The sequence below is a fragment of the Ensifer adhaerens genome (assembly GCF_028993555.1).
In the GTDB taxonomy this organism is placed as follows: Bacteria; Pseudomonadota; Alphaproteobacteria; order Rhizobiales; family Rhizobiaceae; genus Ensifer; species Ensifer adhaerens_I.
This window is the reverse complement of the sequence record NZ_CP118610.1, coordinates 1,226,375-1,247,155: the sequence shown is the minus strand read 5'-3', so window position 1 is coordinate 1,247,155 and position 20,781 is coordinate 1,226,375. Positions and strand designations below refer to the sequence as shown.

At 61.8% G+C, this 20,781-nt stretch carries 21 protein-coding genes; 4 read left to right on the top strand and 17 right to left on the bottom strand.

The window, feature by feature from the left end; genetic code table 11:
- Nucleotides 1-34: 34 nt before the first annotated feature.
- The 6 genes from PWG15_RS06080 to PWG15_RS06055 all read right to left on the bottom strand — a co-directional run bounded on the left by PWG15_RS06080 (nucleotide 35) and on the right by PWG15_RS06055 (nucleotide 6,805).
- Nucleotides 35-1,390, bottom strand: coding sequence for an aspartate aminotransferase family protein (locus tag PWG15_RS06080; protein WP_425536749.1), 1,356 nt, complete (start codon nucleotides 1,388-1,390; stop codon nucleotides 35-37).
- Nucleotides 1,391-1,497: 107 nt separating this feature from the next.
- A complete protein-coding gene (locus PWG15_RS06075; protein ID WP_275023548.1) occupies nucleotides 1,498-2,508 on the bottom strand; it encodes an NAD-dependent epimerase/dehydratase family protein in 1,011 nt (336 codons plus the stop codon).
- A complete protein-coding gene (locus PWG15_RS06070) occupies nucleotides 2,505-2,945 on the bottom strand; it encodes an EamA family transporter (RefSeq protein WP_275023547.1) in 441 nt (146 codons plus the stop codon). The genes PWG15_RS06075 and PWG15_RS06070 overlap by 4 nt, the downstream gene beginning before the upstream one ends.
- 93 nt (nucleotides 2,946-3,038) lie before the next feature.
- Nucleotides 3,039-4,361: an FAD-binding oxidoreductase gene (locus tag PWG15_RS06065; RefSeq protein WP_275023546.1), complete on the bottom strand. Its 1,323-nt coding sequence runs from the start codon at nucleotides 4,359-4,361 to the stop codon at nucleotides 3,039-3,041.
- A complete protein-coding gene (locus PWG15_RS06060; protein WP_275023545.1) occupies nucleotides 4,358-5,800 on the bottom strand; it encodes a UbiA family prenyltransferase in 1,443 nt (480 codons plus the stop codon). The genes PWG15_RS06065 and PWG15_RS06060 overlap by 4 nt, the downstream gene beginning before the upstream one ends.
- Nucleotides 5,801-5,926: 126 nt before the next feature.
- On the bottom strand, nucleotides 5,927-6,805 hold the full coding sequence (locus PWG15_RS06055; RefSeq protein ID WP_425536739.1) for an alpha/beta hydrolase: 879 nt from the start codon (nucleotides 6,803-6,805) through the stop codon (nucleotides 5,927-5,929).
- A gap of 251 nt (nucleotides 6,806-7,056) precedes the next feature.
- Here PWG15_RS06055 and parE point away from each other — a divergent pair, with 251 nt between their 5' ends.
- A complete protein-coding gene (gene parE / locus PWG15_RS06050; protein ID WP_275023543.1) occupies nucleotides 7,057-9,117 on the top strand; it encodes a DNA topoisomerase IV subunit B in 2,061 nt (686 codons plus the stop codon).
- 120 nt (nucleotides 9,118-9,237) lie between these two features.
- Here parE and PWG15_RS06045 read toward each other — a convergent pair whose 3' ends face one another.
- Complete coding sequence (locus tag PWG15_RS06045; RefSeq protein ID WP_275023542.1) at nucleotides 9,238-9,708, bottom strand: GNAT family N-acetyltransferase; 471 nt, start codon at nucleotides 9,706-9,708, stop codon at nucleotides 9,238-9,240.
- A 225-nt stretch (nucleotides 9,709-9,933) separates the two neighbouring features.
- Here PWG15_RS06045 and PWG15_RS06040 point away from each other — a divergent pair, with 225 nt between their 5' ends.
- Nucleotides 9,934-10,347 carry a hypothetical protein gene (locus tag PWG15_RS06040; RefSeq protein ID WP_275023541.1) on the top strand — a complete coding sequence of 138 codons (414 nt, stop codon included), beginning with the start codon at nucleotides 9,934-9,936 and terminating at the stop codon, nucleotides 10,345-10,347.
- 24 nt (nucleotides 10,348-10,371) lie between these two features.
- Here PWG15_RS06040 and PWG15_RS06035 read toward each other — a convergent pair whose 3' ends face one another.
- Nucleotides 10,372-11,394, bottom strand: coding sequence for an SDR family oxidoreductase (locus PWG15_RS06035; RefSeq protein WP_275023540.1), 1,023 nt, complete (start codon nucleotides 11,392-11,394; stop codon nucleotides 10,372-10,374).
- A 93-nt stretch (nucleotides 11,395-11,487) separates the two neighbouring features.
- On the bottom strand, nucleotides 11,488-12,621 hold the full coding sequence (locus PWG15_RS06030) for a DUF2336 domain-containing protein (protein ID WP_275023539.1): 1,134 nt from the start codon (nucleotides 12,619-12,621) through the stop codon (nucleotides 11,488-11,490).
- Between the two features lie 98 nt (nucleotides 12,622-12,719).
- Here PWG15_RS06030 and PWG15_RS06025 point away from each other — a divergent pair, with 98 nt between their 5' ends.
- Complete coding sequence (locus tag PWG15_RS06025; protein ID WP_275023538.1) at nucleotides 12,720-13,394, top strand: aldolase/citrate lyase/malate synthase family protein; 675 nt, start codon at nucleotides 12,720-12,722, stop codon at nucleotides 13,392-13,394.
- 27 nt (nucleotides 13,395-13,421) lie between these two features.
- Here the strand turns inward: PWG15_RS06025 and PWG15_RS06020 are convergent, their stop codons facing one another.
- Entirely contained in the window at nucleotides 13,422-14,024 is a 603-nt protein-coding gene (locus tag PWG15_RS06020) for a flavin reductase family protein (RefSeq protein WP_275023537.1), read from the bottom strand.
- Nucleotides 14,024-14,608, bottom strand: a complete 585-nt coding sequence (locus PWG15_RS06015) for a nitroreductase family protein (protein ID WP_275023536.1) — start codon at nucleotides 14,606-14,608, stop codon at nucleotides 14,024-14,026. Before PWG15_RS06015 ends, PWG15_RS06020 begins: the two co-directional genes overlap by 1 nt.
- A gap of 100 nt (nucleotides 14,609-14,708) precedes the next feature.
- On the opposite strand from PWG15_RS06015, the gene PWG15_RS06010 reads away from it, so the two are divergent.
- Complete coding sequence (locus PWG15_RS06010; RefSeq protein WP_275023535.1) at nucleotides 14,709-15,719, top strand: RgsD C-terminal domain-containing protein; 1,011 nt, start codon at nucleotides 14,709-14,711, stop codon at nucleotides 15,717-15,719.
- A 33-nt stretch (nucleotides 15,720-15,752) separates the two neighbouring features.
- On the opposite strand, the gene PWG15_RS06005 is transcribed toward PWG15_RS06010, so the two are convergent.
- From PWG15_RS06005 to PWG15_RS05980, 6 genes are all read right to left on the bottom strand, one after another.
- Nucleotides 15,753-16,592 carry a lysophospholipid acyltransferase family protein gene (locus PWG15_RS06005; protein ID WP_275023534.1) on the bottom strand — a complete coding sequence of 280 codons (840 nt, stop codon included), beginning with the start codon at nucleotides 16,590-16,592 and terminating at the stop codon, nucleotides 15,753-15,755.
- A 79-nt stretch (nucleotides 16,593-16,671) separates the two neighbouring features.
- On the bottom strand, nucleotides 16,672-18,654 hold the full coding sequence (gene thrS, locus PWG15_RS06000; protein WP_275023533.1) for a threonine--tRNA ligase: 1,983 nt from the start codon (nucleotides 18,652-18,654) through the stop codon (nucleotides 16,672-16,674).
- A gap of 224 nt (nucleotides 18,655-18,878) precedes the next feature.
- On the bottom strand, nucleotides 18,879-19,418 hold the full coding sequence (locus PWG15_RS05995; protein ID WP_275023532.1) for a DUF1697 domain-containing protein: 540 nt from the start codon (nucleotides 19,416-19,418) through the stop codon (nucleotides 18,879-18,881).
- Between the two features lie 12 nt (nucleotides 19,419-19,430).
- Nucleotides 19,431-19,850, bottom strand: coding sequence for a DUF2267 domain-containing protein (locus PWG15_RS05990; RefSeq protein WP_275023531.1), 420 nt, complete (start codon nucleotides 19,848-19,850; stop codon nucleotides 19,431-19,433).
- 2 nt (nucleotides 19,851-19,852) lie between these two features.
- Entirely contained in the window at nucleotides 19,853-20,230 is a 378-nt protein-coding gene (yidD, locus tag PWG15_RS05985; protein WP_275023530.1) for a membrane protein insertion efficiency factor YidD, read from the bottom strand.
- Between the two features lies 1 nt (nucleotide 20,231).
- Nucleotides 20,232-20,678, bottom strand: a complete 447-nt coding sequence (locus PWG15_RS05980) for an iron-sulfur cluster assembly scaffold protein (RefSeq protein WP_275023529.1) — start codon at nucleotides 20,676-20,678, stop codon at nucleotides 20,232-20,234.
- Nucleotides 20,679-20,781 lie beyond the last annotated feature (103 nt).

Here is a 20,781-nt window from a genome sequence, read left to right as displayed (position 1 = left end):
GCCCCTGCCCCTGATAAAACGATAGGCTCGTTGCTTAGCCGATCTGGCTGCCGACGAAGTCCTTGACGATCCGTACGATGCCGCGGCCGAGCAGATCATCAAGCGCAGCGATGAACTGGTCGACATGGGCGCGCTCGCAGATCAGCGGCGGCTCGAGGCGGATGACGTTGCGATTGTACTCGGTGAAGGCGACAAGCACGTCGTAGTCACGCAGGAGCAGCGCGCCGATGAAGCCGGAGAGCGAACCCTTGAGCTTGTCGTCGAGCATCGAGACGACAGGGCGTAGCACCATGGGCAGAGTCTGGCTGAAGTCCTGGAACTCCAGGCCGACCATCAGCCCCTTGCCGCGCACGTCCTTGATGATCTTCGGATACTTTTCCTTCAGCGCCTGGAGGCGCTCAAGCAGGTAGTCGCCACTGTCGGCGGCACGGTCGATCAGATGCTCGTCGTAGAGCACGTTGATGCCCTCGATCGCCGTCACGCAAGCCTCACCCATGCCTCCGAACGTCGCCATGGCGTGGATCATCGCCGTCTTCGGCGTGCCATAGGCCTTCATGTAGACCTCGCGGCGCGCGATCATCGCGCCGACGGCTGCCTTGCCGGCGCCGAGCGACTTGGCAAGGGCGGTCACGTCAGGCACGACGCCATAGTGCTCGAAGGCATAGAAGCGGCCGGAGCGACCGTAACCGCACTGTACCTCGTCGGCGACCCAGAGCACGCCGTACTTGTCGCAGAGCGCGCGCAGCTTCTGCCAGTATTCGGCGGGCGCCTGGATGATACCGCCGCCACCCTGGATGGTTTCGAGCACGATGACGCCGATTTCCGGATCGGATTTGAAGGCATTCTCCACAGCGTCGATATCGGCGAAGGGAACGCGCACCGTGTTGTCGGCAACCTTGAAGTCAGCGCGATAGAGCTGGCCGTCGGTGATGGCGAGCACGCCCTTGGTCTTGCCGTGGAAGGAATTCTCGGCATAGACGACCTTCGGGCGCTTCGGTCCGGCCGCGCGTTCGGCCAGCTTGACGGCGGCCTCCATCGCTTCCGAACCCGACGAACCGAGGAAGACCATGTCGAGGTCGCCTGGCGAGCACGCCGCGATGTTCCTGGCGAGCGCCGCCGCATATTGCGACATGAAGGCGATTGCGATTTCGTGACGCTTTTCGTCCTGGAACTTCTGGCGCGCATCGAGGATACGCGGATGATTGTGGCCAAAGGCGAGCGAGCCGAAACCGCCGAAGAAATCGAGGATCTTGCGGCCGTTCTGGTCGGCGTAGAACATGCCTTCGGCGCTCTCGATCTTCACCTTGTGGAAGCCGAGAAGCTTCATGAAGTGCAACTGGCCCGGGTTCAGGTGCTCCTTGAAAGCCGTGGTGATGTCGCCGATCGACATGGCCTTGGCCTGTTCGACGGTGATCAGTTCCGGCCTTGCAACGCCGCCATCAAGCGAGGGGGCGGCAACGGCGATACGGTTCGGTCTGTCCAGCATGGTGTCTCCCCTCATTCGGCCGGCACGGCGACAGCTGCAGGAACTGCGGCGCCCATCTTCTTGGCCCGATATTCGTCATAGGCGGCGACCAGCATGTCGCCATCGTTGTATTCCGCACGCCAGCCGAGTTCGCGCTTCAGCTTGCCTGTTTCACGCACGCACATCTCGTCGGCGATCAGATACTGTTCCGGATCCATGATCGGCTTGTTGATCAGGTCGAAGAAGGCCAGCGTCTGCTTGACCGCGAAGGCAGGTGTCGGCAGCAGGAACGACTTCGAGCCGGCGTGCTTGATCAGATTGCCAAGCAGTTCGCGCACCGAGGGCGGATTGTCGGAGCCGAGATTGTAGGCCTCGTTCGGCACACCGCCCTTCCAGGCAAGGCGCGCGGCTTCTGCGCAATCAAAAACCGAAATGAACTGGTACGGCACCTTGCCCGAACCGATCATCGGCACCGGCAGGTTCAGGTCGATCAGCTTGAACAGCTTTTCGAGAATACCCAGACGACCCGGGCCGATGATCAGGCGCGGGCGGAAGATCGAAATGTTCATGCCCTGCTTGCGCCATTGGACTGCAAGTTGCTCCGTCGCCCATTTCGACTTGCCGTATTCACCGAGCGGCTTGGCCGGATGGGTCTCGGTCTGAGGCGATTGCACCGTATGGCCGTAGATCATGTCGGTGGTGAACTGCACCAGACGTGACGCACCGGCGGCATCCATCGCCTTCATGATGTTTTCGGCACCGTAATAATTGACGGGCCAGAAGAATTCCCAGCGCTTCGAACGGATCTGCAACGGCGACAGCATCTTCGCCGCCATGTTGTAGATCATGTCATCGGGACCGATGCCGACCTTCTGGACGGCCTCCAGGTCAGTGACGTCGCAATGGACGAAGCGGGCGCGGCCGTAGTGCGGCAGGTCAGACTTGACGATATCGGCGATCACGACTTCCTCGCCGTCCTTGACGAGACGTTCCGCCAGGTGACGGCCAACAAAGCCGTCGCCACCAAAGATGATGTGTTTCATGACTTGCTCCCGAATTCTGCGGTGCTCACCCCTGCAGCGTCAGCCTGCTTGTCATCGGCATGGGATGAGATGCCCGACTGGGCGATAAGAACGGTTCCTGCGCAGATCAGCGCGATGCCGGCGATGCGCCAGGCGTTGAGGTCTTCGCGAAAGACGAAATAGGCGAAGATCGCGACGGCGACATAAGCGAGGCTCAGGAACGGATAGGCAAAGGAAAGCTCGACCTTGGACAGCACATAGAGATGCGACGCCATCGAGATGACGAAGGTCGCGAGGCCGGCAAAGACCCAAGGATTGAAGATGATCTGGAACAGTCGGACGATCGCCGTTTCGGCCGTCATCGAAATCGGTCCGAGCGTCATCATGCCCTGCTTCAGCATCAGCTGAGCAGCAGCGTTGGTCAGCACCGTAAAGAGAATGAATGGAATATATTTCATTGTTTTACTCCCAGTCCCGCAAATGTACTTACGGGCAAGAGACGGATTTTCCGTGAAGTTTGAAAGTTTATTTGAATAAAATTGTCTGCATTCTCATTCTGGCAAAGCCAGAGCCGTGCGCTTCCAGAAGTTGGAAACCAGTGCCGGATCGCGCAACGCCTCAAGCTTTTTCCAGGAAGGGAATGATTTTTCAAAGGCTTGCGGGCTCATGCGCGCATCCTTGTACGGATTGATCGCACCGCCCGCCTCGATCACGATGCGATCGAGCGCATCCAAGAGCTTTACTGTCCGTTCACCTTGATTGGCGAAGTCCAATGTCAAAGTAAAACCGGGACGTGGAAAGGACAGAAGACCTCGCGAGCCGATGTCGCCGAAGCGCTTCAACACCGTCAGGAACGACGCATGACCGGCCTTGCGCGCCGTTTCCATGAGTTGCGCGGTGATCTCCGGCGCGCGCGCGGCAGGATAGACACTCTGGTGCTGATAGAGACCGCGCGGTCCGTAAAGCCTGTTCCACGCGCCGATCGCGTCCAGCGGATAGAAATATGACGTCCAGGGAACCGTGGTCACGGTTTCACCAGGCTTTTCCTTGCGGAAGTAATACTCGTTGAAGGCCTTGAGCGTTGCCCGGTTCAGAAGATTGAAGGGCGGCGCAAACGGCACCGAAAGCTTCAGTCCCTTGGGGATATCGGGAAGCTCACAGGCGCCGTCGGCGTGGTCGCCGGCCAGCAACACGCCCCTGCCCGTGCGGGCTCCGGTCGCGAGTTGATCGATCCAGGCAACGGAATACTCGTGCTCCTCGTCAACGCGATCGACGAGGGCGAAGTATTGATCGAGATTGTCGAAACGGATCGCGTGCTGTTGCACGTGCGGCGACGGCACCTTCATCAGCCTGAGATCCACGGTCAGGATCAAACCCGTCAGCCCCATCCCGCCGATGGTCGCGGCGTAGAGTTCAGAGTTTTCCCCCGGCGAACAGGTCAGCCGATCCCCGTTCGAGCGCAGAAGCGTGAAGCCCGTCACGTGATTGCCGAAGGTGCCGCGCGCATGATGATTCTTGCCATGCACGTCGTTGGCGAGCGCGCCGCCGACGGTCACGAAGGCGGTGCCGGGGGTGACCGGCAGGAAGAAGCGATGTTCGATCGCGCGTTCGAGCACCTCGCGCAACGTCACACCGGCTTCGCAGGTCATCATGCCGGTGCCGGGATCGAATGCCAGAATGCGCCCATGCCTGCGGCTTTCGATCAGTGTGCCCCGGTCATTGTGGCAACTGTCGCCGTAGCTGCGGCCGTTGCCGAAGGGCAGAAAGCCCTGCGCCTCCAGATTCCCAAGGCGATCTTCATAGTCGTCAGGCGAAATGACTGGCCGCGCGCGATTGTCGAGGCGGCCCCAGCTTTCATGGTCTTGCGATGTCATTGCGGCCCGATGGCTCCAAACAGGATCAACAGCGCACCGACCAGCATGGTCAATTGGCTGCGCCAGTCACGCATGATGAAGACAACAGGATCTTCATGCAGCATGCCGCGACGCGCCAGCATCCAGATGCGCAAGAGCATATAGAGCACCAGCGGGCACAGCGGCCACAACGCCCAGGGCGTGGTGTACATTTCCTGCAATTCTTTGCTGTGCACGTAGAGCGCAAGGACCAGGGCCGAAGTGAAGGCGGAGGCAACGCCAGCCTGCCCTACCATCTCGAAATCAACGGCCAGGTAACCACGACCAGGAACGTTGCCGCCATCCTTGTCGTCGAACTCGTGCAGCTCGACATAGCGCTTCACCAGCGCGAGGCTGAGGAAGAAGAAGATGGCGAAGGAGACGAGCCAGAAGGACAGTTCCGTGCCCGTGGCCGCCGCACCGGCGACAATGCGCGTGGTGTAGAGGCCGGCGAGCGTGAACACGTCGACCAGCAGCTTGCGCTTCAGCACGAAGGTATAGGCAGTCGTTGCGCAGGCATAGAACGCCAGCACACCGGCAAATTTCCATGGCAGCAACAACGTCAGCGACAAAGATGCGAGCACGAGGCAGCCGGCAAAAATGAGCGCTGTCGGCACCGACATCTGACCGCTTGCGAGCGGCCGGTGGCGCTTCTTCGCGTGGCGACGGTCATTGGAAAGGTCCGAAAGATCGTTGATGACATAGACCGCCGAGGCGAGGAAGCTGAAGGCGAAGAAGGCAATGATGACGCTGACGATCGCGTCGAAGTGTAGCACCTCGTGATTGAGGATCATCGGCACGCCGATGAGCACGTTCTTTGCCCATTGATGCACCCGGATGGATTTCAGCGGTGCAAGCATGCTCACTTTGCCGGTGTCCAGCCGTTCGGCGTCATGATTGCGGCGCCACTTTTCGGCAGCGGAATCCGGAGCGACCACGATCGCGCGACGCGCCACCTCGAAGACGGCGATGTCGTCACGGCTGTTGCCCATATAGTCGAAGGCGCCGTCGCCGAAGCGATCCACCAACGCCTGGCGCTTGCGGCTGCTCGTCAGGTTGAGCGCATCGGTCGAATGCATGACCAACGAAAAAAGTCCGACATGATCGGCAACGTCTCTGGCGACCGACGGCGCCGCACCCGTGACGAGGACGAGCTCGCGACCCGTCTTCTTTTCAGCGGCCAGCCGGTCAATGACCGCCTGCCGGTAAGGCCAGTCCTGAGCCTTGCGGCCGGAGCGCAAGGCTACCTCATGCTTCAGCCGCGCCTTGCCCTTCGCGAGCCAGAACAGCATGGGAAAGAGCATCAGCGGATTGCGCAGGAGAATGATCGCAGCGCCTTCCCACAGCGTATCGGCGGCCAACAAAGTACCGTCCAGATCCACACACAGCGGAATGTGCCGTGTCTCGGTGCGCGCGTCCATGATTTCCATCCCAGCCATAATTGCCGGGCATGATGACGCCCTCAACTTTCCAGAGTGGAAACACGAGCCACAATCTCGCGCGAAACTGTCGGGCTGGTTAACAAATGTCGGCGGCGCGGACGAAGGTCAGTGGCGACCGATCCAGTTCAACGCATCGCGCCAATCGGTCATCCGCACTGGGGTGCCGTGCGAGCCCGTTTCGAAGAGGACGAAGCGTGTCGGGTAGCCTTGAGCCTTCAACGAGCGATAAAGCGCCTTCTGGTTCTCCGCCGGGTAGACGCTGTCGCGGCTGCCATGGCTGAAGAACATGGGCAGTTTGGCCTTGTAGGCGGCGCTTTTCGTGAAATCGGGGTCGCTGACACCGCCCATCACCATCATGCCGCCGAGTGCTGCAACGGCAGATGCATCGCGTGAGACGCCCCAGCAGATAAAACTTCCCATCGATGCGCAGGCCAGCACGACGGGGCGACCGCCCGAACGCTCGGAGACCTGCTTGACCAGGCCGGCGATATCCGCAGCACCTGCCGTGTCGAAGGAACGGACGCTCGGCGCGTAGTAGACGCCGCCGTTGGCGACGGCGAGGTTCTTCAGCCGGTTGAAATTGCCGCCGAAGGAAAAATCGTTGGTGCCGAGCCGGCGATCGCCGCCGCGTCCGTGGATGAAGATCACCGTGAAAGCAGCGCCGCGGTCCGGGCCGACACGGGTGACATCGAGCGAGCGGCCGCCAATGTCGAGCGTCTCGTTGACCTGCTCGCTCTTGACGCCCAGCGAAACATAGGCGCGCTTGACGCGACGTTCCGGGATTTCGTCGCGCTCGTTGATGTCGCGCAATTCCTGATAGTCGACGGTCAGATCATCGCCGCCATCATTCTGCTGCAGCACCCTGCCATAGGAGAAGAGTTCGTCCTTGAAGGGCTTCAGCGCCTGCGCCTGGGCGACGGAAGCCGCGGAGACGAAGGCAACGGCCAGCAAAAGCCGACGAAACGGAAAAACAATTGTGGACACGGCCAATGATGGGCTCCCTCGTTCGCCGAAAGCCTTGCCATTGCCCGGGCGCCAAAGCAACACTTGCTCGAAGACACGGCCATGAAGGCGGCATTTAGCCCCGGCCGGCGCCAGCATTCTCGTTTTGTTCGCGTATCCTGTGAGAGTCTGGCAGAATTCAGGTGATTCGACCGCCGGGGGATGGCGGCAAAGCCGAGGTCTTGCTATGGCCTCAGGCATCCCCAGACGACAGGAACGATCCGAACGGCCCCATGGACGACAACAGCGACCTCTTTTCAATGCCCGAGCAACCTAAGCCCGTACAGCCGAGCGCCAAGCCAGCTGTGCCAGCGGCACCCGTCGCGCGTGAAGAACCGCGCCCTGCCCCGAAAGGCAGCGACGGAAGCGACTATGATGCTTCGGCGATCGAGGTGCTCGAGGGGTTGGAGCCGGTCCGTCGTCGCCCGGGCATGTATATCGGCGGCACCGACGAGAAGGCGCTGCACCATCTTTTTGCCGAAGTCATCGACAACTCGATGGACGAAGCGGTCGCCGGCCACGCGAACTTCATCGAGGTCAATCTCGACGCGGACGGCTTCCTGACGGTGACCGACAACGGCCGTGGCATCCCGGTCGAGAACCATCCGAAATTCCCGGGAAAGTCGACGCTCGAAGTCGTCATGACCGTGCTGCATGCCGGCGGTAAGTTCGACGGCAAGGCATATGAGACGTCGGGCGGTCTGCATGGCGTGGGTGTTTCCGTCGTCAATGCGCTCTCCGATGCGCTCGAAGTCGAGGTCGCGCGTAACCGCAAGCTCTATCGCCAGCGCTTCTCCCGCGGCATTCCGCAGGGCGGGCTCGAAGAACTTGGCGACGTGCACAACCGCCGCGGCACGCGCGTTCGCTTCCATCCGGACCCGGATATCTTCGGGCCGCACGCCCATTTCGAGCCCGGGCGGTTGTTCCGCATGGCGCGCTCGAAGGCCTATCTCTTCGGCGGCGTCGAAATCCGCTGGTCCTGCGATCCGTCGCTCCTGCAAGAAGGCTCGGAGATCCCGGACAAGGCGGTCTTCCACTTCCCGGGCGGTCTGAAGGACTATCTGGCCGCAACCCTCGGCAAGGAGTTCACCGTCACCCGCGAAATCTTCGCCGGCAAGTCGGAGAAGGCAAACGGCCACGGCTCGCTCGAATGGGCAGTCACCTGGTATGGCGGCGACCAGCAGGTCCATTCCTACTGCAATACCATCCCGACGCCCGAGGGCGGAACGCATGAGGCGGGCTTCCGCATCGCGCTGACCAAGGGCCTGAAGAACTACGCCGAGCTGACGCAAAACAAGCGGGCGGCGATCATCACCACCGACGACGTGATGATTTCGGCGGCGGGCATGCTGTCGGTCTTCATCCGCGAACCCGAATTCGTCGGCCAGACGAAGGACAAGCTCGCCACGGTCGAGGCGCAGCGCATCGTCGAAAACGCGCTGCGCGACCCCTTCGACCATTACCTTGCCGACAATCCGGGAGAAGCTGCCAAGCTGCTTGACTGGGTGGTCGAACGCGCCGAAGAGCGCGTACGCCGGCGCAAGGAAAAGGAAGTCAACCGCAAGACGGCGGTGCGCAAGCTGCGCCTGCCGGGCAAGCTTGCCGATTGCTCTCAGAACACCGCAGAAGGCGCCGAACTCTTCATCGTCGAAGGGGATTCGGCAGGCGGCTCGGCGAAGCAGGCACGCAACCGCGCCAACCAGGCGATCCTCCCGCTCCGAGGCAAGATCCTCAACGTCGCGAGCGCGGGCCGCGAAAAGCTCAGCGCCAACCAGCAGATCACCGACCTCATTCAGGCACTTGGCTGCGGCACACGCAGCAAGTACCGCGAAGAGGATTTGCGCTACGAGCGCATCGTCGTCATGACCGACGCCGACGTCGACGGCGCGCATATTGCCTCGCTGCTCATCACCTTCTTCTATCAGGAGATGCCTGAACTGATCCGCGGCGGCCACCTCTATCTCGCCGTACCGCCGCTCTACCGCATCAGCCAGGGCTCGAAGACCCTCTATGCCCGCGACGACGCCCACCGCGAAGAGTTGATGCGCACCGAGTTCTCCGGTCGCGGCAAGGTCGAGATCGGCCGGTTCAAAGGTCTTGGCGAGATGCTGCCAGCGCAGCTCAAGGAAACGACGATGGACCCGAAGTTCCGCACGTTGCTCAAGGTGGAGATCGACGAGATCGATTTCGAGGGCACGCGCGAGGCGGTGGACAATCTCATGGGAACGAAGGCCGACGCCCGCTTCCGCTTCATCCAGGAACGCGCGGTGTTCGCCGAGAACCTGGACATCTGATTGGGCGGTGGATGCAAGAGCGCGTGAGTTGCTTGCGCGTCTCCCAATCAAAATCGAGAACGGCGGCTCTTGGGCCGCCGCTTTGATTCTCGGCTCACGGCACCGCTCGGCGTGGCGAGATCATGCCGCCTGGCGAACGGTTTTTTCCATGAACAGGCTGAGCGGATCCGGCTCATAGTCGCCAAAGGGCGGACGCTCAACGTAGCCGGCCGCCTTGTAAAGTCCGATCGCCTCGGGCTGATAGATCCCGGTTTCGAGGCGAATTGCCGTGTAGCCGAGTTCACCCGCCCGGGCCTCCAGCGCCTGCAACAGCAGCTTACCGACCTTCAGCCCCCTCGCCTCCGAATCCACGAACATACGCTTGATCTCCGCCGTGCCGTCGCCTGCTTCCACCAGAGCGCAGCAACCGACGATATCGTCGTCACGCCGCGCCACGAAGAAGGAGACCCCCGGCTGCTCCAGGCTCGAGAGGTCGACCATGTGGTTGCTTTCGGCGGGGTAAAGCGAAGCGGCATAGGCGTCGGAGAGTTCCAGCAGACGCGCGACCTGAGCTTGGCGTGGATGCTCCAGGGCTATGGTTACGGCAGGCAATTGTTTCGTCCTTCTCGATTTCAGTATTGCTGGCGGACGTTAGTGCCACCTGCATCGCCAGCCAATACGTCAAATGACGCAGGCGCTCGGTGCCGCCCTATCAATCCGGCTAACGGGCTGAAACAATTTGTTCCGTGTCAGCACCAAAGCCGCCCTAATTCCGGGAGAATCGCACAGGCATAGGTTGATCCATCACAACCTCCAGGGACCGACGACAGGAACACCATGCAAGCGGCGCTGATAGTCATGACCATTCTCGGCTGCGACCACGATGTCAGCCAATGCCAGTACATCTCGACGGTCAACGGCAGTTGGCCGTCGATCGCCCAGTGCGACACCGACTCGCAGGCGCAGTTGCCGAAGTTCTCGAACGCCAACTATCCGGTCGTCGTCGCCGTTTGCGAACGCTCCGGCCCGGCCCTCGCCGACCTCACACCTCCGCCGGCTGGCTCCCAACAGAACCAGATGCCGCCCTCGCAAGTGGCGGAACCGGAGCAGGAACCGAACCTGCCGAAACGGACATTGGCCTTCCTGTCGGGCGCCATGCCGGATCGGGAAAAGCTCAAGACCATTGTTACAAAGCCGGTGCATTACATCGAGGACGGCTATTCCTGGGTCGCTCGCCGCTTCACCAACTAGAGCGGGATGCTCCAGCCGGCATGTTCATACCAGACCAGCGCCGATCAGGCTTTCGACGCTGGTCGTGACCGCCTCTTCTGCGGTTCGCGGCTGCCAACCCAGAACGCGCCGCGCCTTCTCGTTGGAAATGCGGGCATCGTGTCCCAATTCCCGGACGATCAGGCGCAAGCCAGTATCAAAGGGCGCAGCCAAGCCTGCCAGCCAGTTTGGCAGAATGAACTTCGGCAGCTTGGCGGCATGCGCCGGAAACTTGCGGCGCAGGACTGACGCGATGTCGGCAAGAGACAACGTCTCTCCAGCAATCAGGAACCGCTCGCCAACCGCATCGGCAACGGTCATTGCCCGGAGATGGGCATCGGCGACGTCACGGACATCGGCGATGGGTACGCTGAACTTCGGCAAAGCCGGGTAACCACCTCTCAAAAGGTTGCGGACCACGGCAACGGAGGTGCCGATCTCACGGCCGAGGAGCGGCCCGAGCACCATGCCAGGGTTGACGACCACCAAGTCGGGGCCGTTATCGGCCGCATAGTCCCAAGCCGCGCGCTCGGCAAAAATCTTCGAGCGGTAGTAGGGCGTCACCAGCGGTGATTGTGGATCGGTCCAGTCGTCCTCGGTGTATGGCGCGCGACCGGCCCCGTAGATGACCGCGGCGACCGAAGAGGTCAGCACGACGCGGCGAACGCCGGACGCGCGGGCAGCAGTCAGGACGCGCAGCGTGCCGTCCCGCGCCGGATCGATCAGTTCCACCTCATTTGCCGGCAGTCGCGCCGGGAACGGCGATGCCGTGTGCATGACACAGGAAACGCCGGTGAAGGCATCGACCCAGCCTGGTTCCGCCAAAAGGTCCGCTTCGGCAAAACTCAGTTTGGCCCCTTCCGTGCCGCCGGCGGCGCGGATTGATCGCTCGATCTCTTCTGCACGCGCGAGATCACGAACGGTGCCGCGTACGTCGTAGCCCTGCCGTAACAGGAAGAGCGCGACGTGGCGCCCGACAAAGCCGCCTATGCCGGTCACAGCAACGGTTGCTTCGGTCCTCACGTTCATGCGTCAGTTCCTCATTGGCGGCAGGCCGCAGCCATCGGGCCACCAGTAGAATGGGGTGGAAACGTCGCGCCACAGAATTGGCTGTCGCTGCGGTCAGGCGGCCTGCCGCGCCGCAAGTTCCGCATAATTGCGGGCCGACTGCCGTTCCTCGGCAAATGCCAGGCGTTCGAGCAGGTCGATCATCGCGGTATTGACCGATGACGGTCGCTCGTTCCGCAGCCGCGCAAGCAGCGCCGTTGAGACAGAAGCAGCATTGTCGCTTCCAGCTGCAGTGTCCTGGCGCCAGAGAAGCACGGCCGTAGCGAAGGTCTCGCTGACGTCGTGACCGAGGCCGGCGCTCTCGAACAGAGCGCGGATCGAATGAACGCGGCCGCCGGACAGGATGGAACGCACGCGCTTCTCGCAAACGCCGGAGAGATCGACGATCGCCGCCGAGAAAAATTCCGCGCGGCCAGTCACGAGCGCGTGGAGCAGGAAGGCAGGCGTCAGGCGGCCGGTCTCGCGCAGATGCGCCACGAGGCCAGGCAATTCCTCCACCGCCAGCGTGCCGGCCATGCCGACGGCAGCGATGTCGCAGGCTTCTCGCGTGATCCGCTGGACCCGGGCTTGGCCGATCGCCATCTGCACCAGGCCGAAGGCAGCCAAGGCCGCGCCGACTTCTTCCACCAGCGCGTGACGGGCATCGCTTGGCAGGTCGGGGCGCGCAAGCAGCAGATCGCGGATAGCCGCCGAACAGCCAAGACGCTCGGCAATGCGCTTCAGGGACCGGCGCGACAAGTTGGCGCCGGTGTTTTCCAGGAGGATCAGGACCTCTACCTCACCGCCGATTTCAGCGATTGCGGCGCACACGGCACGGGAGACGAAGCTACGCGCCGCGATCAGCGCGCGCGTCTCGAGCGTGCCTCTTGCCGCGAGATCGACCAGATCCTCGTCGGTCAAGACCGGCGAGCGGGAAATGACGACATAGGCAATTTCAGGCTGGTCCTCGGCAAGGCCGAGAATGATGGCGCGTGGAACGGAAGAGCAGCCGCAAAGCGCGTCAGCGAGCGCGCGTCGAACTTTGGGCGACGGATCGTCGAGCAGGAATGTCATCGCCATCTCGGCGGCGCGGCGATCCAGCCCGTTCAATTGCGCATCGACATAGGCGCGACCGAGCGCACTGGCGGCGCGGGTGCGTTCACTCGTTCTTGCCGTTTCCACCCAGCGAAGAAATGCTTGTATGATCACCTACGCCCCACTAGACCACGCCAATGCCACCGATGTTCAAACCCTAGCCGGCAAAGGTTTAAGATTGGTTCACCATGTCTGTTAACCGCTCCCAAACCATGAAGCCGCTGTTGATCATCAATAGTGCGGCTTCGGCTGTGGATGTCGGCGCATTCAACGCGTTCGCCGGTGTCATCATGGATATCGGTTGCGACACCGAGGTATTGCGCAGCATGGCCCGTTTGGCAGGCCGCAGCTTTACGCTTCTTGCGCGCGTCGAACCGCTGGGACTGCTGGACGAAGAGGCGTTGAATTTGCTGCTCGACAGCGATGTCGACGGCATCGTGCTTTCCGGATGCCGCGGGCGCGCCGACATACAACAGCTCGATGTGATGTTGCGGGTTGCGGAAGCAGCCAGCGGCATTGCGCCCAACCGCGTCAGGATCCATGCGGAATATGGCGGCTCGCCGGAGGGCCTTTTATCGCCCCATCCGCTAACAGGCTCGTCGCCCCGTCTGGGGGCCCTGATCTTCAATGGTGCGGCGCTGGCAAGGTCCGTCGGCTGCCTTGAGCCGACCAGTGCTCCCCATCAGCGCGTCGCCGCACCGATCCTTGCCGGGAGAGCGTATGTCGTCCTGAGGGCGTCCGAAGCCGGTGTGCCCGCCTATGAGATGCTGCCTGCCACCACCGACGAAGCCGCGGCACGGTGGGCGCACTCACTGAGCCGAGACAACGGCTTTGCCTCGGTGGTCTGCAACTCGATCGAACAGGCAACCATTGTAAAGACCGCGTGAGCGATCACGCGGCCAACACCGCTGGTCTCAGCGTGTCGGGCGGATCATCTGAAAGACATCGCCGCCGTCGCAATAGTCCATGTAGCCGAGGCGGGCGAGCGGCTTGACCGTCGCCATGTCGAAGCGGCCGTCACGGATTGCTTCTTCGCGGATATGAATGCCGACGACCTGGCCGATGACCACGTAGTTGTCGGACACTGCACCATCCAGGCTCTTTGGTTGAAACATCTCCGTCATTCGGCATTCGAGTGCTGCAAAAGCCTCACCGACGAAAGGCGCCTTCACCAAGGTGCCATCGACCGGCGTGAGCCCGGCGATCTCGAATTCGCTCTCGCCGTGCGGCGCGGGAATGGACGTCTTGTTCACGGCCTCGGCGAGACTGCGGCTGGCGAAGCTCGCCGTGAACTCGCCCGTCGCTTCGATGTTGCGGACCGAATCCTTGTAGCCACTCGATGAGAACATCACGAGTTTCGGCCGATCGCTGATGGCGTTGAAGAAAGAATAGGGCGCGAGGTTGTGCGAACCGTCGCCCCCGCGCGTGCCGATCCAACCGATCGGCCGCGGCGAAACGATGGCCTTGAAGGGGTCATGCGGCAAGCCGTGACGGTTCGAGGCCGTATCGTAAAACATCAGGCGCCCTCGCCAACCCAGGTGACGATTTCGGCGAGCTCCGGCCGCGGTCGTTCCGTCGGCGGCACCATCGCAGTGCCGATGTGAATGAAACCGGCCAGCTTCTCACCCGGATTGACGCCCAACAAAGGATAGGCGCGCTCGTCGAAGGCGAACCATTCGGTCAGCCAGTTGGAGGCGTAGCCAAGCGCGTTTGCTGCCATCAGCAGGTTGAGGCATACGGCACCGGCAGACATCAATTGCTCCCATTCCGGAATCTTGAAATGCGGCGCGGCCGTGCTGACCACGGCGACCACGACTGGTGCCCGTGTCAGCCGCGTTTCCTCGACCTTGATCATTTCTTCCGAGAGATCGGGCTTCGCTGCCAGCGCCATCGTCTTCAGCTCGGCGCTGATGCGCGCCCTCTCCTCGCCGCGGTAGACGATAAAGCGCCAGGGTGCGAGCTTGCCGTGGTCCGGAACACGAGAGGCGAGCTTCAGCATCTCCTCAACCTCGGCCCTGCTGGGGCCAGGTTCGCCCATCTGGAACGCGGGGATCGAGCGACGGGACGCGAGATAATCAACAAGCTTAATTTCGGTTTTCATGTCGGATGAATTCCACTAATTTGCCGCAGCATCGGCAGCCACGAAAATGCCATATCGGCGTCCCAAGTGGAGTCACTCAGTCAGGAAGTCAACTGCTCTCATGCGTGCATGCTCTCGTATTTTCCTCAGAACCGGGCTCGCGATCCTTATCGCCGGCGCTGCTGCAGGAAGCGTGCTCGCTGAGGATGCGACCCAGGCCTTCGAGAGTTTTCCGTCGATCGCCGGCCCTCGCAAGATGCCGAAGCTGACCGGCTTCAGCCCGATGACGTCAGATCCGATTGCCGACGGAACCTTGAAGGATGTCAAGCTCGAGGCATTGCTCACCGAGAAAGGCGCCCCTGTCGAGGCTGGCCTGACCTGGCGCGTGTTCAGCCCGATCCCCGGAAGCGACGGCAAGCTGCCACTTCTTGCAACGTCGGAAGGTGGGTCGACGGCGTTCAACGTCGTGCCGGGTGATTACTTCGTCAATGTTTCCTTCGGACGCGCCTCCGCGACACGCAAGATCCGCGTGCCCCAGGAAGGCACGCTCGAAAAGCAGATTCTGGTCCTGGATGCAGGCGGAATCAAGCTCAATGCCGTCTCCGGCAGCGATGTGCGCATACCGCCGGCCGAACTCAGCTTCTCCGTCTATTCTGCCGACACCAAGAGCGACGGCGAACGGGCGCTCATCATGTCGGACGTGAAGCCGAACACCGTAATCCGGCTTGGCGCCGGAACCTATCACGTGACCTCGAGCTACGGTGCCACCAACGCCTCGACGGCCGCCGACATCCAGGTCGAGGCCGGGAAGTTGACGGAAGCGACGATCCAGCACCGGGCCGCCAAGCTGACGCTCAAGCTGGTCTCCGAGCCCGGCGGCGAGGCGATTGCCAACACCGCATGGACGATCCTGACTTCCGCGGGCGACACGGTGGACGAAGAAAACGGCGCCTTCCCGACGCTGGTTCTGCTGGAAGGCAGCTATTCCGCCGTCGCGCGCTACAAGGACAAAATCTACGAACGCGACTTCACGGTGAAGGCCGGCGTTAACACGGACGTGGAAGTGCTGCTCAGCAGCGGCGGCAACGACGCCAATTCCAACCCGGGTGCGATCTCCGACGCGGCTGACTGATGCCTTGCTCGACGTCAAGAAACTGACGCGACGTCAACCGGTTCGTTTCAGGAATCGCCGACGCGGCGGTGCCATAGAGAAGACGGCGTCGTAGATACGGGCCAGCAAATCCTTGCGATCGCCACAGGCGCCGAGGTCCTCCGGCGTCAGCACGCGACCAATACGCGCTGCGATCGTCGTACCGGACAGACGGCGAAACTCGCGGATCAGCAGCGACAATCGCAGCGTCAGCGAAATCTTGCTCGCCAGATGGAAAAAGGGCCCGTTCTGCCCTTCGAAATAGACCGGGATCACGCTCGCCCGTGCGGCCTGGATCAGTTTCGCCGGAAAGATCTTCCACGGCAGGTCCTCGGCGCGACCGAAACCTTTCGGCGCGGTCGCGACGCCGCCGGCGGGAAAGATAACGATCGTCACGCCTTCCTTCAGCAGGCGTAACGCCTCGTGGCGCGTCGCCATGTTGACGGCCAGCGCCTCCTTCGTCTCCTCGAACGATACCGGCAGGGAATAGGGCGCCATTTCCGGCACCTTCAGCAATTCGTTGTTGATGAGCACGCGAAACGGGCGGCCCAGTTGTTCGGCGAGCGCCAAAACGGCGATGCCGTCGCCGATGCCGAAGGGGTGATTGGCGATGATGACGATCGGCGTGTCGGGCAAGTGCCGCGGCGGCCACTCGCCCTGAGTTCGCAGCTTCACATCGATGAGCTGCAACATCTCGCCGAAGACGCGATCGCTCTTGCCGACAATGTCGGACCGCCAGCGCGTGTAAAGCTTTGCGTAGCGGTTGCGGCCCGACAGGCCTTCGATGGAGCGAATGAACCAGCGCTTCAGGCGCCGGTCGTTTTCGTTGGCGTAGGACAGCTCTTTGAACTGCACGGACATCTCCGCTGGATATAATCTTATCCGGATATTCCGCTAATATGACAGTTTGCTGACAAAGCAAGTACCCGGGGTTTTAAACCCGGGCTTTCTTTTCAGCCCTGCGCTTGAGATCCGGTGCCATCGCTTCCAAGGCAAGCGAGGCGATCGCCTCGTCGAGCGACATCGCGGTCTGGGCCTGAGACCCGAGACGGCGGATGTTGACCGAACGCTCCTCGGCTTCGCGCTTGCCGCAGACGACAATGACCGGAACCTTCGTCACCGAATGTTCGCGGACCTTGTAGTTGATCTTCTCGTTGCGGAAGTCGGTCTCGACGGTGAGGCCGGCGTCGCGCAGAAGCTCGGCAACCTCGCGACCGTAGTCGTCCGCTTCAGACGTGATCGTCGCGACCACCACCTGCAGCGGCGATACCCAGAGCGGCATGTGGCCGGCGAAGTTCTCGATCAGGATGCCGAGGAAGCGCTCCATCGAGCCGCAGATGGCGCGATGGATCATCACAGGCTGGCGCTTTTCCGATTCCTTGTCGATGTAGAAGGCACCGAAGCGCTCCGGCAGGTTGAAGTCGACCTGCGTCGTGCCGCACTGCCATTCGCGACCGATCGCGTCCTTCAGCGTGTATTCGAACTTCGGGCCGTAGAAAGCGCCCTCGCCCGGCAGGATGCCGGTCTTGATGCGGCCTTCCGACTGCGCCTCGATCGTCTTCAGCACGTCCATCATCACGCTTTCGGCGCGATCCCAGAGTTCATCGGAACCGACGCGCTTTTCCGGACGGGTGGAGAGCTTGACCACCACTTCGTTAAACCCGAAATCTTCGTAGACCGACAGGATGAGATCGTTGATGCGCAGGCATTCCGCCGCCATCTGCTCGTCCGTGCAGAAGACGTGGGCATCGTCCTGGGTAAAGCCGCGCACGCGCATCAGGCCGTGCAGCGCACCCGATGGCTCATAGCGATGAACGTTACCAAACTCGGCAAGGCGAACCGGAAGTTCGCGATAGGACTTCAGGCCGTGCTTGAAGATCTGGATATGACCCGGGCAGTTCATCGGCTTCAGCGCGAAGACGCGTTCGTCGTCGGTCTCATCGCCGGCAACCGTCACCTTGAACATGTTGTCGCGGTACCAGCCCCAGTGGCCCGAGGTTTCCCAGAGCGACTTGTCGAGCACTTGCGGCGCGTTGACTTCCTGATAGGTGTTGGCGAGGCGCCGGCGCATATAGGCAACCAGCGTCTGGAACATACGCCAACCCTTGCCATGCCAGAAGACAACGCCCGGACCCTCTTCCTGGAAATGGAACAGGTCCATTTCGCGGCCGAGACGACGATGGTCGCGCTTCTCGGCTTCGGCGAGCACGTGCAGGTACTGGTCGAGCTCTTCCTGGGTGTGCCAGGCGGTACCATAGATGCGGGTCAGCATCGCGTTGTTGCTGTCGCCGCGCCAGTAGGCGCCGGCCACCTTCATCAGCTTGAAGGCGGTGCCGATCTGGCCAGTGGAGGCCATATGCGGGCCACGGCAGAGATCGAACCAGTCGCCCTGGTAGTAGATCTTGAGATCCTGCCCCTCGGGGATCGCGTCAACGAGCTCGACCTTGTAGGCCTCGCCCTTGTCGGCGAAGACCTGACGGGCCCTTTCGCGCGACCAGACTTCCTTGGTGAAGGGCTTGTTGCGGGCAATGATCTCCTTCATCCGCTTTTCGATCAGCGGCAGATCATCCGGCGTGAAAGGCTCGTTGCGGGCGAAGTCGTAGTAGAAGCCATTGTCGATGACCGGGCCGATGGTCACCTGCGTTCCCGGCCACAGTTCCTGCACGGCCTCCGCCATCACGTGCGCGGCATCGTGGCGGATGAGCTCGAGCGAACGCTTGTCGTCGCGCACGACGATCTCAAGGCGGCCATTGGTCACCGGATCGGACAGGTCGCGCAGCTCGTCGTCGAGTGTAATCGCTACGGCCTTCTTGGCGAGCGACTTCGAAATCGATTCTGCCACGTCACGGCCGGTCGTGCCGAACGGATATTCGCGCACAGAGCCATCAGGAAATGTAAGGGAAACAGGATTCGACATCATGATCTCCTATCCAGTCCCGCCAACGAATGCGGGTGGTATGGTTGACCGGAAACGACCGGTGAATTGACGATACAGCGTCGCATCCGTCAGACGCGCATAGGTCGCTGTAGTGCTTTGGATTGCTGCATGTTCTGCCCCGAGCCGCAGGCGCCCCGGGGAAACACGCCGTAGCCTGATAAAGGGTTTTCGAAAGTGAGTAAAGGCGAAGGCTGCGACAGAACCTAGCCGCGCAGCATCTCGGCGAGCCCCTTCACGGTGTTCCAATTGCGAAACGTCCCAATGCCCAAACGCTTGGTCGTCATCGCACCCAGCAGTTTCGATTCGCTGGCCTTGCCGCTGAAATGCACCCAGAGATCGCCATCGACGATTGCCAGACGCTCGCCAGCGACACAGTAGCGCCGAAGTCCTTCGAGTGCCGTTTCCGTCAGCGGTTCGCGCATTACGCGGACATGAACGCGCGTTGCATCCTCTTCGCCTTCGTCGTGAAAAGGATTGGATGATGCAAGCTTCAGCCAACCGGCATCGGAGCGGACAATGATATCGACATGCCGACCGAATGTTTCGACAAAGGCCTTCTCAAGCGGCGGCTCGAGGTCGCGGGTCGCTGACTGTCCGGCCTCGAACACGAGATTGCCTGTCGCAACGAGGGTTCGCGGCGAACGATAGCCGAGGCCCTCGGCCATCCCTCTGAGATCGGCCATCACGACGCGCCGCCCGGCACCAAGAACAATGCTGTAGAGCAAGGCAACGTAACTGTTCATCTCTTCTCCCGTTCACGCGCGCCAGAAATCCGCGGCGCCCGCAGGCAACCGGGCCAGAACCCGGTCAAGCTTTGCCTCGTCGACGTTGCGACGCAAGGCGGCAGCCACATCGGCGATGGCGCTGTCGGGCGAGACATTGTGATCAGGTCGGAGCGCCTGCACCTCGCGGGTCAGAGCAACGCGACCCGAAAACGGGCTCTTCGGCTCTTCGAGGTCCCACTCGGCAACGAAGATGGCGCGCAGCACCGGCGGCAAGACATCTGCAAACAGGATGGCATCCTCCAGTTCCAGCCGCCGCCGAAACGTCTGCAGCACCGCCTGCACCATCGTGTAGGCCTGGTTCGTCGTCTGCAGCCCGGCAAGATCACGGGCATCGAGGATGAAGCGATCGAAATCCGCGGAGGCCTGGCGGTATTCCATCGGCATGGGCATGGCTATTGTCCAACATTCGGCCGCAGTCGCCAGTAGCGCCACGGCGTGTACCATACAAGGCCTGGCTCAAGCCGCTCCGGCACCGGATCAAAGCCGTGCGTCCCGCCCGGGCCACAGCGCGCCACGCGAAACAGCGTCATCCAGCCTCCTGCCCAGAAACCATGGCGGGCAATGGCCTCGTAGCCGTATTCCGAGCAGGTCGGCAGGTGCCGGCACGAGTTGCCGATGAAACTCGAAAGCGTGAGCTGATAGACACGGATCAGGGCCATCCCGATCAGCCGCCCCGGCGTCTTGCGAAACGGACCATCCCAGTTTCGGCCACGCACAGCCAGCTTCGCAGCGTTATCCGGCGAATGCCGACAATTCGGTTCGCCGCACATGTCAGACGGCCGCGAGCAGTCGCTTGGCCTCGATCTGCTCGATGGCATCGACGACTGCATCAAAGGTCAGCATCGTCGACGCGTGGCGCGCCTTGTAGTCCTTCACCGGGCGCAAGAAGCGCATGTCCTCGAAGCGCCCGGACGGCCCCTCGCCGTCTGCCTTCAGCATGGCCAACATGTCCGCGCGCGCCTGGCGGATTTCTTCCGCGCCGGCGCCGACGACATGGCGCGCCATGATCGAGGACGAGGCCTGGCCAAGCGCGCAGGCCTTCACCTCATGGGCAAAGTCGGTGACCACGTCTCCGTCCATCTTCAGCCAGATGTGCACCTTCGAACCGCAGAGCTTCGAATGCGCGGTCGCGTCCGCGTCGGCGTCGGCAATTGTTCCGATGCGCGGAATATTGCCGGCAAATTCGAGAATACGGCTATTGTAGATGTCATCCATCATTTGACGCGATCCGACTGATTTTTCGCGGTTTTGAATGATCGACGCATGATTTTCTCCGGTAGGCAGGAAAAAAGCACGACGCGACACGCTCCGCCTCTTTCAT

Bases quoted from the DNA above. Each gene is read 5' to 3' on its own strand.
- PWG15_RS06080 (WP_425536749.1), bottom strand. From the start codon at position 1,390: ATGTCGATCGGCGACATCACCACGGCTTTCAAGGAGCACCTGAACCCG.
- PWG15_RS06075 (WP_275023548.1), bottom strand. From the start codon at position 2,508: ATGAAACACATCATCTTTGGTGGCGACGGCTTTGTTGGCCGTCACCTG.
- PWG15_RS06070 (WP_275023547.1), bottom strand. From the start codon at position 2,945: ATGAAATATATTCCATTCATTCTCTTTACGGTGCTGACCAACGCTGCT.
- PWG15_RS06065 (WP_275023546.1), bottom strand. From the start codon at position 4,361: ATGACATCGCAAGACCATGAAAGCTGGGGCCGCCTCGACAATCGCGCG.
- PWG15_RS06060 (WP_275023545.1), bottom strand. From the start codon at position 5,800: ATGGACGCGCGCACCGAGACACGGCACATTCCGCTGTGTGTGGATCTG.
- parE (WP_275023543.1), top strand. From the start codon at position 7,057: ATGGACGACAACAGCGACCTCTTTTCAATGCCCGAGCAACCTAAGCCC.
- PWG15_RS06040 (WP_275023541.1), top strand. From the start codon at position 9,934: ATGCAAGCGGCGCTGATAGTCATGACCATTCTCGGCTGCGACCACGAT.
- PWG15_RS06035 (WP_275023540.1), bottom strand. From the start codon at position 11,394: ATGAACGTGAGGACCGAAGCAACCGTTGCTGTGACCGGCATAGGCGGC.
- PWG15_RS06025 (WP_275023538.1), top strand. From the start codon at position 12,720: ATGAAGCCGCTGTTGATCATCAATAGTGCGGCTTCGGCTGTGGATGTC.
- PWG15_RS06020 (WP_275023537.1), bottom strand. From the start codon at position 14,024: ATGTTTTACGATACGGCCTCGAACCGTCACGGCTTGCCGCATGACCCC.
- PWG15_RS06015 (WP_275023536.1), bottom strand. From the start codon at position 14,608: ATGAAAACCGAAATTAAGCTTGTTGATTATCTCGCGTCCCGTCGCTCG.
- PWG15_RS06010 (WP_275023535.1), top strand. From the start codon at position 14,709: ATGCGTGCATGCTCTCGTATTTTCCTCAGAACCGGGCTCGCGATCCTT.
- thrS (WP_275023533.1), bottom strand. From the start codon at position 18,654: ATGTCGAATCCTGTTTCCCTTACATTTCCTGATGGCTCTGTGCGCGAA.
- PWG15_RS05995 (WP_275023532.1), bottom strand. From the start codon at position 19,418: ATGAACAGTTACGTTGCCTTGCTCTACAGCATTGTTCTTGGTGCCGGG.
- PWG15_RS05990 (WP_275023531.1), bottom strand. From the start codon at position 19,850: ATGCCCATGCCGATGGAATACCGCCAGGCCTCCGCGGATTTCGATCGC.
- yidD (WP_275023530.1), bottom strand. From the start codon at position 20,230: ATGTGCGGCGAACCGAATTGTCGGCATTCGCCGGATAACGCTGCGAAG.
- PWG15_RS05980 (WP_275023529.1), bottom strand. From the start codon at position 20,678: ATGATGGATGACATCTACAATAGCCGTATTCTCGAATTTGCCGGCAAT.